The 12,804-nt window shown below is 47.4% G+C and carries 5 protein-coding genes, 3 tRNA genes, 3 rRNA genes and 1 other annotated feature; of the genes, 2 read left to right on the forward strand and 9 right to left on the reverse strand.

Annotation, left to right across the window (positions count from 1 at the left end):
* Nucleotides 1–13: 13 nt before the first annotated feature.
* The 8 genes from ltrA to tyrS form a co-directional block, all read right to left on the reverse strand.
* Complete coding sequence (ltrA, locus tag AYR61_RS00740) at nucleotides 14–1,396, reverse strand: group II intron reverse transcriptase/maturase (protein WP_065900954.1); 1,383 nt, start codon at nucleotides 1,394–1,396, stop codon at nucleotides 14–16.
* 479 nt (nucleotides 1,397–1,875) lie between these two features.
* A tRNA-Leu gene (locus AYR61_RS00745) sits at nucleotides 1,876–1,960 on the reverse strand.
* A gap of 14 nt (nucleotides 1,961–1,974) precedes the next feature.
* Nucleotides 1,975–2,048 (reverse strand) — tRNA-Pro (locus AYR61_RS00750).
* 138 nt (nucleotides 2,049–2,186) lie between these two features.
* A tRNA-Thr gene (locus AYR61_RS00755) sits at nucleotides 2,187–2,259 on the reverse strand.
* Nucleotides 2,260–2,362: 103 nt separating this feature from the next.
* A 5S ribosomal RNA gene (gene rrf, locus AYR61_RS00760) occupies nucleotides 2,363–2,479 on the reverse strand.
* Between the two features lie 68 nt (nucleotides 2,480–2,547).
* A 23S ribosomal RNA gene (locus tag AYR61_RS00765) occupies nucleotides 2,548–5,467 on the reverse strand.
* A 221-nt stretch (nucleotides 5,468–5,688) separates the two neighbouring features.
* Nucleotides 5,689–7,252: ribosomal RNA gene (locus AYR61_RS00770) — 16S ribosomal RNA — on the reverse strand.
* Together the 16S, 23S and 5S rRNA genes with 3 tRNA genes alongside form the textbook arrangement of a ribosomal RNA operon.
* 690 nt (nucleotides 7,253–7,942) lie before the next feature.
* Nucleotides 7,943–9,199, reverse strand: coding sequence for a tyrosine--tRNA ligase (gene tyrS / locus AYR61_RS00775; protein WP_065900957.1), 1,257 nt, complete (start codon nucleotides 9,197–9,199; stop codon nucleotides 7,943–7,945).
* Between the two features lie 47 nt (nucleotides 9,200–9,246).
* Nucleotides 9,247–9,464: a binding site (T-box leader), on the reverse strand.
* 89 nt (nucleotides 9,465–9,553) lie between these two features.
* Between tyrS and AYR61_RS00780 the strand changes: the two genes are divergently transcribed.
* Both AYR61_RS00780 and gnd read left to right on the forward strand, forming a co-directional pair.
* Entirely contained in the window at nucleotides 9,554–10,501 is a 948-nt protein-coding gene (locus AYR61_RS00780; protein WP_054711112.1) for a YdcF family protein, read from the forward strand.
* A 200-nt stretch (nucleotides 10,502–10,701) separates the two neighbouring features.
* Nucleotides 10,702–11,601 (forward strand): phosphogluconate dehydrogenase (NAD(+)-dependent, decarboxylating), encoded by a 900-nt coding sequence (gene gnd, locus AYR61_RS00785; RefSeq protein ID WP_054711110.1) that lies wholly within the window; start codon nucleotides 10,702–10,704, stop codon nucleotides 11,599–11,601.
* A 114-nt stretch (nucleotides 11,602–11,715) separates the two neighbouring features.
* Here gnd and AYR61_RS00790 read toward each other — a convergent pair whose 3' ends face one another.
* Nucleotides 11,716–12,738 carry an acyltransferase family protein gene (locus tag AYR61_RS00790; RefSeq protein WP_065900970.1) on the reverse strand — a complete coding sequence of 341 codons (1,023 nt, stop codon included), beginning with the start codon at nucleotides 12,736–12,738 and terminating at the stop codon, nucleotides 11,716–11,718.
* Between the last annotated feature and the right edge of the window lie 66 nt (nucleotides 12,739–12,804).

Genomic DNA, 12,804 nt, shown 5'->3' on the forward strand with positions numbered 1-12,804 from the left:
GCGGTTCAATAATTTAAGCACTTTGTATTGACTGGAGTGTCTTGCTCATATTGATGAGTCCAAGGCGTTCCAGTCTTTTGTTTGTCAGAGTATAGGTCAATGTCTTGCTATGCGCAGTTCGCCAATAACCCTTACGGGTATTGGCCATTGTATAAGCACTGGTGCCAGAAAGCCCCAGTTTTACAAGATGATTGACCTTTGTTTTGAGCTTCTTCCACTGTTTCCAAATATACTGGCGAATCCTTGCTCGCAACCATTCGTCTAAGTGACGGATAAAATTGGTCATTTTCCCGACCGAATAGTACTGTAACCACCCACGCATCTTTTGATGAATCTCGTTAAACACCAGGTTTAACGAAACGCCCCGATTGCGCTTGGTCATTTTCCTGAGTGCAGACTTGATGCGTTGCTTGGCCTGCCAAGCAGGTCGCGCATACGCACCTCCTCGACCAACCCCCAAGGAAAATCCCAGGAACTTGGCCCGCAGAGGCGAACTTACTGATGTCTTGTCCTCATTGACGGTGACCTTTAGGTCGCCTTCAAGAAAGCGAGTAACATTAGTCAGAACCCGTTCTCCAGCACGTTTGCTTCGGACATAAATATTACAATCGTCCGCATAGCGGACAAACTTATGACCTCTGGAAGTTAACAGCTTATCCAGTTCGTTGAGATAAATGTTAGCCAAAAGTGGCGATAAGGGGCCACCTTGAGGGGTGCCTTTATCACTTCGTTCAAATAGACCACCATTCATGACACCGCTGGTTAGGAAGCGACGAATGAGATGCAGTATCCATGGATCCGTAATATACTGCTCAATAAATTTAATAAGCAGATCGTGGTTGACCGTATCGAAGTATGCTTTTAAATCGAGATCCACGACATAGTGATAGCCCTGATTGTAGAACTGAACCACTCTATCAATGGCATCTTTAGCACTTCGATTCGGTCGGAACCCAAAACTATTATCTGAGAAGACACGCTCAAATGTTGGCACCATGACTTGCGCCATGGCTTGTTGAACAAGTCGGTCAATCACAGTTGGTATTCCGAGCTTGCGTTTACCACCATTAGGTTTTGGAATTTCAACCCGCTTAACGGGACGAGGCCGATAGGTCTCGTTTTGTAAAGCTTGCAGTAATTCCTGTTTATGTTTCCTCAAGTAGGGCAACAGTTCGTCAACGGTCATTCCGTCTAGTCCTGCTGCACCTTTGTTTCTGCAGACGCGAAGATAAGCCTCGTTCAGGTTATTTCGGTCTAAGACTAACTCTTGAAACTTAGTGCCGTTCATCATCGTATTTTCACCAGAGTCAGTGCTACGCACCCCGACTTGTTCTTGGGCTTCCAGTCCTACTGTCCGCCGGCGGTCAGCTTTTTCTGTATTCTGCGGTTGTTGCACTGTCTCCACCTCCAATATCAATGATGACCTATTATTGTTCAGCCCTTCGTGGCAGATACCACTACTATGGCCTCGGCTGACTCCTGTATCGTTCTGCACCACATCACTGCGATGTTTGTTCCTGTGGCGCTTAGCGCGCCTCTTGTCGGGAACGTACGATACAGGCCTCCCCGGGTAAGAACGCCCACTTTCGTACCATGTCATTGCCAGCTTTACTGCGATGGTCTCGAGTAGTATTGGACTTTGGTTTGTTTGGCAACCTCGTCCGACCAACACAGCCTTATAGCTGATTCTTGTACATCAATGCGGTACTTTGTCGCCGACTTCCTTCAGATTCCACCTCACGATGGACACCCTTGTCATTGACTTGCGGTTCCGACTACTACGGCCCGCAACGGACTTTCACCGTCTAGTTGGCGCCCATGCCGGGCGCACCAAAAAACGACGAGACCCTTTCTGGGTTCGTCGTTTTTTTATGATACCGGAGGTGGGGTTCGAACCCACACGTCCTCAACGGACACTGGATTTTGAGTCCAGCGCGTCTGCCAGTTCCGCCACTCCGGCAAAATGTTATTCAATCGGGAAGACAGGATTCGAACCTGCGACCCCCTGGTCCCAAACCAGGTGCTCTACCAAGCTGAGCTACTTCCCGAAAACGATGTGCTGTAATAGACAACTTAATTAGTATACTACGGCGCGTAGGGTTTGACTAGCCTTTTTTGCATAATCACCGTAAAAAAATATATCCTCTTATTGTCTATTTCTCTCTAGCAAACAAGTATCCCTGACAAGCCGTTTATCGGATTTGAACCGATGACCTCTTCCTTACCATGGAAGTGCTCTACCTGCTGAGCTAAAACGGCAACTCCCATTATATCAAGGATACTGTTCTAGCGAAAGGTGTTTACCATGTTCGTTCATTTGGCGTAAACAAAAAACCGCCGACCTTAGTCAGCGGTTCTGGTTGCGTGGCAACGTCCTACCCTCGCAGGGGGCGATCCCCCAACTACTCTTGGCGTGCTGAAGCTTAACTTCTGTGTTCGGCATGGGAACAGGTGTATCCTTCAGGCTATCGCCACCACACTATTGAGAACTGATGCTCTCAAAACTAGATAATATCGTTTTCCTACCGGAAATCACCGTTTTCTTACTTGGTTAAGTCCTCGACCGATTAGTACTAGTCCGCTCCATCCATCACTGGACTTCCACTTCTAGCCTATCTACCTGATCATCTCTCAGGGGTCTTACTTCCATAAAGGAATGGGAAATCTCATCTTGAGGCGAGTTTCACACTTAGATGCTTTCAGCGTTTATCTCATCCACACATAGCTACTCAGCAATGCGCCTGGCGGCACAACTGATACACCAGCGGTGTGTCCATTCCGGTCCTCTCGTACTAGGAACAGCTCCTCTCAAATTTCCTATGCCCGCGACGGATAGGGACCGAACTGTCTCACGACGTTCTGAACCCAGCTCGCGTACCGCTTTAATGGGCGAACAGCCCAACCCTTGGGACCGACTACAGCCCCAGGATGCGATGAGCCGACATCGAGGTGCCAAACCTCCCCGTCGATGTGGACTCTTGGGGGAGATAAGCCTGTTATCCCCAGGGTAGCTTTTATCCGTTGAGCGATGGCCCTTCCATACGGTACCACCGGATCACTAAGCCCGACTTTCGTCCCTGCTCGACCTGTCTGTCTCGCAGTCAAGCTCCCTTCTGCCTTTACACTCTACGAATGATTTCCAACCATTCTGAGGGAACCTTTGGGCGCCTCCGTTACTTTTTAGGAGGCGACCGCCCCAGTCAAACTGCCCACCTGACACTGTCTCCCACCACGCTAAGTGGTGCGGGTTAGAGTGTTCACACAACAAGGGTCGTATCCCACCAGCGCCTCTGCCGAAACTAGCGTTCCGGCCTCTACGGCTCCGACCTATCCTGTACAAGTTGTGTCAACACCCAATATCAAGCTACAGTAAAGCTCCATGGGGTCTTTCCGTCCTGTCGCGGGTAACCTGCATCTTCACAGGTACTATAATTTCACCGAGTCTCTTGTTGAGACAGTGCTCAGATCGTTACGCCTTTCGTGCGGGTCGGAACTTACCCGACAAGGAATTTCGCTACCTTAGGACCGTTATAGTTACGGCCGCCGTTTACTGGGGCTTCATTTCTGGGCTTCGCCGAAGCTAACTCATCCACTTAACCTTCCAGCACCGGGCAGGCGTCAGCCCCTATACGTCATCTTACGATTTTGCAGAAACCTGTGTTTTTGATAAACAGTCGCCTGAGCCTTTTCACTGCGGCTGCACTTGCGTGCAGCACCCCTTCTCCCGAAGTTACGGGGTCATTTTGCCGAGTTCCTTAACAAGAGTTCACTCGCACACCTTAGGATACTCTCCTCGACTACCTGTGTCGGTTTGCGGTACGGGTAATAAAGTATTCGCTAGAAGCTTTTCTCGGCAGTGTGACGTCGGCCACTTCCCTACTTAAATTCGGTCCTCATCACAGCTTGTCAACCCGGCTGCCAGCATTTAACTGGTAACCTGACTTACTGCTTGAACGCACATTTCCAATCGTGCGCACGGCTTAGCCTCCTGCGTCCCTCCATCGTTCAAACACACTTTACTAGTACAGGAATCTCAACCTGTTAGCCATCGCTTACGCCTCTCGGCCTCAGCTTAGGTCCCGACTAACCCTGGGAGGACGAGCCTTCCCCAGGAAACCTTAGTCATTCGGTGGATCAGATTCTCACTGATCTTTCGCTACTCATACCGGCATTCTCACTTCTAAGCGCTCCACTAGTCCTTACGATCTAGCTTCACCGCCCTTAGAACGCTCTCCTATCACGTGGCCTAATGGTCACATCCACAATTTCGGTGGTATCCTTAGCCCCGGTACATTTTCGGCGCAAAATCACTCGGCTAGTGAGCTATTACGCACTCTTTAAATGGTGGCTGCTTCTGAGCCAACATCCTAGCTGTCTATGCAACTTCACCGCCTTTTCCACTTAGGATACACTTAGGGACCTTAATTGGTGGTCTGGGCTGTTCCCCTTTCGACGATGGATCTTATCACTCACCGTCTGACTCCCGGATATAAATCTGTGGCATTCGGAGTTTATCTGAATTCAGTAACCCATGACGGGCCCCTAGTCCAAACAGTGGCTCTACCTCCACGATTCTCAATTCCGAGGCTAGCCCTAAAGCTATTTCGGAGAGAACCAGCTATCTCCAAGTTCGTTTGGAATTTCACCGCTACCCACACCTCATCCCAGCACTTTTCAACGTACACGGGTTCGGGCCTCCAGTGCGTTTTACCGCACCTTCACCCTGGACATGGGTAGGTCACCTGGTTTCGGGTCTACACCAACATACTGAAACGCCCGTTTCAGACTCGCTTTCGCTACGGCTCCGTCTTTTCAACTTAACCTTGCATGTTAGCGTAACTCGCCGGTTCATTCTACAAAAGGCACGCTGTCACCCATTAACGGGCTCCAACTAATTGTAGGCACATGGTTTCAGGAACTATTTCACTCCCCTTCCGGGGTGCTTTTCACCTTTCCCTCACGGTACTGGTTCACTATCGGTCACTAGGGAGTATTTAGCCTTGGGAGATGGTCCTCCCGGATTCCGACCAGGTTTCACGTGTCTGGCCGTACTCAGGATCCTGAACTGAGGGTTATTGGTTTCGTTTACGGGGCTATCACCCTCTTTGGTCAGGCTTCCCAACCTGTTCAACTACCAACAACTTTGGTAACTCAAATGTTCAGTCCTACAACCCCAGGAAGCAAGCTTCCTGGTTTGGGCTGTTCCCACTTCGCTCGCCGCTACTATGGGAATCGCAATTGCTTTCTCTTCCTGTGGGTACTTAGATGTTTCAGTTCCCCACGTCTGCCTTTACTTAGCTATGTATTCACTAAGCAATAACCATCGGTTAAGATGGCTGGGTTTCCCCATTCGGAAATCTCCGGATCAAAGCTTACGTACAGTTCCCCGAAGCATATCGGTGTTAGTCCCGTCCTTCATCGGCTCCTAGTGCCAAGGCATTCACCATGCGCCCTTGTTAACTTAACCTAAATCACTAACGTGATTTCAGTTAATTGAGTATATGCGAAGTAGTTTAACTACTAATAAAAAGCTCAAAATAACGCGGTGTTCTCGGCTTAATTAATGAAATTATTAATTAATAAAAGAAAATTGATATTATCTAGTTTTCAAAGAACCAGTTTGAGAGTAGACCTCTCAAAACTAAACAAAGTTTTGTCTCAGTGCAGGGCTTCCGTATTATTCCTTAGAAAGGAGGTGATCCAGCCGCAGGTTCTCCTACGGCTACCTTGTTACGACTTCACCCTAATCATCTGCCCCACCTTAGGCGGCTGGCTCCCGAAGGTTACCGAACCGACTTTGGGTGTTGCAAACTCTCATGGTGTGACGGGCGGTGTGTACAAGGCCCGGGAACGTATTCACCGCGGCATGCTGATCCGCGATTACTAGCGATTCCGACTTCGTGTAGGCGAGTTGCAGCCTACAGTCCGAACTGAGAATGGCTTTAAGAGATTAGCTTGCTCTCGCGAGTTCGCAACTCGTTGTACCATCCATTGTAGCACGTGTGTAGCCCAGGTCATAAGGGGCATGATGACTTGACGTCATCCCCACCTTCCTCCGGTTTGTCACCGGCAGTCTCGCCAGAGTGCCCAACTAAATGCTGGCAACTGACAATAAGGGTTGCGCTCGTTGCGGGACTTAACCCAACATCTCACGACACGAGCTGACGACAGCCATGCACCACCTGTATCTGCGTCCCCGAAGGGAACGCCTAATCTCTTAGGTTAGCACAGTATGTCAAGACCTGGTAAGGTTCTTCGCGTAGCTTCGAATTAAACCACATGCTCCACCGCTTGTGCGGGCCCCCGTCAATTCCTTTGAGTTTCAACCTTGCGGTCGTACTCCCCAGGCGGAATGCTTAATGCGTTAGCTGCGGCACTGAAGGGCGGAAACCCTCCAACACCTAGCATTCATCGTTTACGGCATGGACTACCAGGGTATCTAATCCTGTTCGCTACCCATGCTTTCGAGCCTCAGCGTCAGTTACAGACCAGACAGCCGCCTTCGCCACTGGTGTTCTTCCATATATCTACGCATTTCACCGCTACACATGGAGTTCCACTGTCCTCTTCTGCACTCAAGTTACCCAGTTTCCGATGCACTTCTCCGGTTAAGCCGTAGGCTTTCACATCAGACTTAAGTAACCGCCTGCGCTCGCTTTACGCCCAATAAATCCGGATAACGCTTGCCACCTACGTATTACCGCGGCTGCTGGCACGTAGTTAGCCGTGGCTTTCTGGTTGAATACCGTCAACGTCTGAACAGTTACTCTCAAACGTGTTCTTCTTCAACAACAGAGTTTTACGATCCGAAAACCTTCTTCACTCACGCGGCGTTGCTCCATCAGACTTTCGTCCATTGTGGAAGATTCCCTACTGCTGCCTCCCGTAGGAGTTTGGGCCGTGTCTCAGTCCCAATGTGGCCGATTACCCTCTCAGGTCGGCTACGTATCATTGCCTTGGTGAACCGTTACTCCACCAACTAGCTAATACGCCGCGGGTCCATCCAGAAGTGATAGCCGAAACCACCTTTCAAACAAAAACCATGCGGTTTTTGTTGTTATACGGTATTAGCACCTGTTTCCAAGTGTTATCCCCTGCTTCTGGGCAGGTTACCCACGTGTTACTCACCAGTTCGCCACTCATCCGATGTTAAAATCCGTGCAAGCACTTCATTTAACGGGATGCGTTCGACTTGCATGTATTAGGCACGCCGCCAGCGTTCATCCTGAGCCAGGATCAAACTCTCATTTTATGATTGTTTGTGACTCATTTGTTGTTACATTGTTAATAAGCGAATTGACGTTCGCAAATTACATTTGATCTCAACTTACAGTTGAGATGCCCTGTACTTTGTGAAACAAAACTTTGTTCAGTTTTCAAAGGTCTACTTAGCATTTTTTTACGAATCAGCTATTTAATTGTATCTTATCGTCATTTCAGTGTCAAGGAAAAGTTTTAAAATCAACGTTTCAAAGCTTTTCAATATCTCCCGAAGCAACTTATTAAGAATATCATCTCGAACGATTTCTGTCAACTACCAAATTCATTTATTTAAAATTGGTACAGGTCAGCGTTACCGTTCGCGACAACAGATTTAACTATACCAGAATTCTGAAAATGGTCAAGCTGTTTTTCAAAATAATTATAATTCTGACCACCACCCCCTCTTTTTTCAGATAAGCACCCTATTGCTACGGACATCTGCCAACTTGGACCACCGACCTCCAGTAAAATAATTGAATCCCATCTTAGTTGACGTGACAAAAAAGAGACCCCGTCTCTGGTTCCTGTTGGGAACCCTAGATGAAGTCTCTTAAATGATCACAACTAATGGTCTTCGCCACCCTATCAAGGGTCAGCCACTACGTAAACCTCAAGCAGTCCCACTAGTTGCCTAAATTCATTAACATGACCGAACAAGTCACCAATTTGTTCCTCGTGCTTACTTAACGCGTGCCAAGAAGTAGCGCTTCTTCCCACGACGAACAATAACGAACTTCCCATCAAAGTGACTTGCAGGATCGATAACGGCATCCACATCCGTCACTTTGTCACCGTTGATGCGAATAGCGCCGTTATTGATATCCTCACGAACCTGACGCCGCGAAGATTCGATGTTGGTCACATCTACCAGCCATTCAACAATATTACGTGGTTCGGTCGTGACATCAACCGAAGGCATGTTCTTGAAGCCCTGTTCGATCTCACTGGCCGATAATGCTGAAACGTCCCCAGAGAATAATGCCTTAGAGATATTCTCTGCTTCTGTCACCGCCGCATCCCCGTGAACAAAACTAGTCACTTCTTGTGCGAGCCGACGTTGGGCTTCGCGTTTTTCTGGCTGAGTGCCCACTTTCTGCTCAAGGTCATCAATTTCTTCCTTATTAAGGAAGGTAAAGTACTTGAGATACTTCACAACATCGCGATCATCTTGGTTAAGCCAAAATTGGTAGAATTCATAAGGAGACGTTTTTTCTGGATCTAGCCAAACTGCGCCGCCAGCCGTTTTTCCGAACTTGGTTCCATCAGCCTTAAGCATCAATGGAATGGTAAGCCCGTATGCTTTAGCCTCGCTGCCCTCGATCTTATGAATCAAATCGATACCAGCTGTAATGTTTCCCCACTGGTCGGCACCACCGATTTGAACCTGCACATCTTCGTGTTGATATAGGTGCAGAAAATCAACAGATTGTAGGATCTGGTAAGTAAATTCCGTAAATGAAATTCCAACTTCCAACCGTGAAGCAACGACTTCTTTAGCCAGCATGTTGTTCACATTGAACAGCTTCCCGTAGTCGCGGAGGAAATCTAGCAGTGACATCTTCGACAACCATTCATAGTTATTAACGATTTTGAAGCTGCCATCTTGACCGAAAAGGTGTTCCATTTGGGCAGTGATCGCATCTTCATTGTGGTGCACCTGGTCCATCGTTTGAAGGACCCGTTCAGACTTCTTACCACTTGGATCCCCAATCGACCCTGTCCCACCACCAATAACGATGACAGGTTTATGACCTGCTAACTGGAACCGTTTTAAGATCATGAATGGGATCAAATGCCCGATGTGCATGGAATCCCCAGTTGGATCAATGCCGACGTACAAGCCGACTGCCTTTTCCTTAACTAAATCGCTAAGCCCCGCCTCATCCGTTTGTTGGTTAATGGCGCCACGCCATTTTAATTCATCTAAAATTGTCACAAGTAGCCCTCCTTAAGACTAAAAAAAGTCCCCATTAGCACATTGCTAATAGGGACGAAATTAAATTCCGCGTTACCACCCAAGTTATTGTGTCTATTATATAGTAGAAACAATCTCTCGACATGAATAACGGCATGACCCGCTAGGTTGACCTAGTCTCGCTCCACAGTGTACTTCGGTCGTTGCGACGCTTGGCTCGCAGCTCCCGCCAAGTCTCTCACTTACCCGTTCATCAACGTCCTACTTGCTGTTTCATTGCTGATATTAATCATACAAATGAAACACTAAAAAGTCAATGCACCATTATACCCACTAGATATGCTACATTATGGGTAAGGAAATGGAGGTGTGCCCTTGATCTGGGTATTTTTGACGCTCCTGTTATTGTCAGGAGGACTAACCTTATTTAACCCGACGCAGTTAATCTACTGGCTAGCAGACGGCACCTGGATGATCTGCTGTGTCATTGCGCGTATTGTGCCGCAAAAATTGGCCGTCTATATGGCAATCCTGGCCCTGATTGCAAGTCTCACTACTGTCTGGCAAGCGCGCGCCCTGACACATGGCCCGACCTATCATAAACGGTTTTGGTTGTCCTTGGTCATTCTTATTGGACTCATCAATCTTTTAATTGTCCCAAGCTACATGGCGAGTCGCACTCTATGGGGCAGCATCTTATTCTGGTTTGGCATTGTGTGGTTGACCTTCCTATTACTAATGGCAACCTATTTTTCTCTCACCAGCTACCATCTGAGACATCAGGCAACCAAGAGCCGGCTGATTATTGTTTTAGGTGCACAGGTCACGGTACGTGGTCTATCACGCACATTAAAACGGCGCTTGGATCGCGTTCTAGCAGTTTATAATACCGAAACAGTCCCGCCACGCATTATCGTCAGTGGTGGTCAAGGCATAGATGAACCACAATCTGAAGCACATGCGATGGCGGCCTACCTGATTCAGCATGGCGTCCTAGCTGACCATATTCAATTAGAAGATCACGCCACTTCAACCCAGGAAAACTTTAAATTCAGTCGTCACTTGCTGCCCAGCACAGTTCCGTCTCGAACGGCATTCGCAACAAGCAACTATCATGTCACACGCAGTAAACTACTGGCGCACAATAGCGGGTTTAAAACTATCGGTGTTTTAGCTGCGCCAACCAGTGCTATCAGTCTGTTTTCTGCAACTCTACGTGAACTCGTTGCCCTCACCTATTACTACCGCTACTACCTGGCTGCAATTTGGGGCGTAGCTGGGGCGCTAATCGCTTTAAATCTGGTCTATCCCATTAGTTTTTGATTGCTTAAACTGTAAAAATAATCCTATGTTCCCCGTGTCGTTAGCATTTTCATAGTCGTTTAAATTCACAATCCTTTTTTACACAACTGTAAATAAAAATGAAAATCTTTTACATTCCGGCTTGTTTTTCGGTTCGGTTTCTAATATAATAATGTCGTTGACAAGAAGAACACACAAAAACGAAACGAGGAGTTTTTCTAATGAAATTAGGTTTAATCGGATTAGGAAAAATGGGTATCCATTTAGCCCAAAACATGCTTCGTCACGATAACGAAGTCGTTGGTTTTGATCTTGATTCAAAGTTAGTTGAAGAAGCAGCCACTTACGGTGCCGCTACTGCAACCAGTTTGGAAGACATGGTTAGCCAATTACCATCACCAAAGATTGTTTGGATCATGGTACCAGCTGGCAAACCAACTGATGCTACTGTTGATCAATTAGCTGATGCTTTAAACGAAGGCGACATTGTTATCGATGGTGGGAACACATTCTGGAAAGACTCTCTACGTCACAACCGTCTTTTGACGGAAAAGGGCGTTCACTACTTTGACTGTGGGTCATCAGGCGGTTGGAGCGGTGCCCTGAACGGTGGGAACTTCATGATCGGTGGCGACGACGCTGCTGAATTCGAAGTTATCCGTCCCCTGTTCGAAGACATTTCACAAAAAGACGGTTACCTTTACACCGGTAAAGCCGGTTCAGGTCACTACTTGAAGATGGTCCACAACGGTATTGAATACGGAATGATGGAAGCCATCGGTGAAGGGTTCGAAGTGTTACAAGCTTCTGACTTTGACTACGACAACGAAGCCGTTGCGAAGGTTTGGAACCACGGCTCAGTTATCCGTAGCTGGCTGATCGAATTGGCTGAAGAAGCCTTTGCTAAGGATGCCAACTTGGACAAGATCAAAGGTCGCATGCACTCAAACGGTGAAGGTCAATGGACTGTCGAAGACGCCATGGCTCATGGTGTTCCAACGCCAGTTATCTCTGACGCCGTTCAAGTTCGTTTCCGTTCAATGCAAGATGACACCTTTAACGGTAAAGTTGTTTCAGCTTTACGTAACGGTTTTGGTGGCCACGCAATGGATAAGAACTAATCCCTTAAATATAGCAATTAAGAGACGTCGCATCCGCGACGTCTTTTTTGTGCCACGACGGCATAAAAAAGGACCCGATCAGCTTTTCTGATGCGCGTCCTTTTTTTATTATATTTAAGATTGGGACATATGGGTTTCCTTGCGTAACGTCCAAGCCAGCCTCAGTCGATGATAGCTCATGGCAATCTGTACTGGGATGATCAAGCCCGCTACCCACTGGATTTCCCAGTGATTTAAAATGGGAACCATTGCGACGGCATCCAGCACCATTTTATGCATGTACATAATCGCACTCGAGTACCAGCCAAACGGCAGCAACCATTTGAAGAGTCCCCCTACCCGCATCATCCAATCACTGATCATAAAGATCATGAAACAGACGATCAACGGGATAAACAACCCCAAGAATGAATTTGCAATGTTGTGTGATTTTAAATAAAGACTAAACCGTAAAATACCGCGGTATTTATAGATGATCAAAATGGCATAGATGGCCATTGTTGCCGCAATAAAGTAGTTCTTATGCGGAATCTTATTATAGTACTTAAACCCGTAGTACCCGCAGAGCATATATAGCGTCGTCAGCAAGACAATATCAGCGTCCCACGGCACGTACTTATACTGGAAAAATTCCATGTGCTTATACGTCATCCCGGTCATATAGAGCGTCATTGCGATGAAGAACTGAGCGGGCACCGAATCGACCCACGTGATGATCAATTCCACCACAATGACTGTCAAAATGTAAACCGTCATAAACCAAAAAATGGACAGGTCATGATTCAACGTCCGGCCACCATACACCAACCGGACAAAGTAGAATAACGTGTATTTCCAACTGTGTCCTCTAATAAAGTGACTAATTAGTATCAGAATACTTCCTGCAAGAAAGTAAGATTTTAGGTTGGGCACGATCCGCTTTTTAAAGAAAGCCCGGAAGCCAGCCCACGTTTTTGTCAGCGGCTTTAAGAAAAAGCCCCCAATTATAAAGAATAGCGGCATATGCCACCAATAAATCACTGAAAATAGCGTACTCATCTTGGGGTCCGCTACCAAGGGATGAATGGCATGACCAAGTACAACGGCAATCATCCCGATTGCCTTGGCCATGTCGACCCATTCAGCGCGTTTTGCCATCAATTCTCATTCTTTCACCACAGGTTCTCTTGCTCTATTTTACCTAAAATTCTGAAAAAAGGAGCC

Source organism: Secundilactobacillus paracollinoides, from assembly GCF_001702155.1.
GTDB classification, from domain to species: Bacteria; Bacillota; Bacilli; order Lactobacillales; family Lactobacillaceae; genus Secundilactobacillus; species Secundilactobacillus paracollinoides.

What these genes read in the sequence shown, in the direction of transcription:
- gnd (WP_054711110.1), top strand. Translation starts at nt 10,702, where the DNA reads ATGAAATTAGGTTTAATCGGATTAGGAAAAATGGGTATCCATTTAGCC.
- AYR61_RS00790 (WP_065900970.1), bottom strand. Translation starts at nt 12,738, where the DNA reads ATGGCAAAACGCGCTGAATGGGTCGACATGGCCAAGGCAATCGGGATG.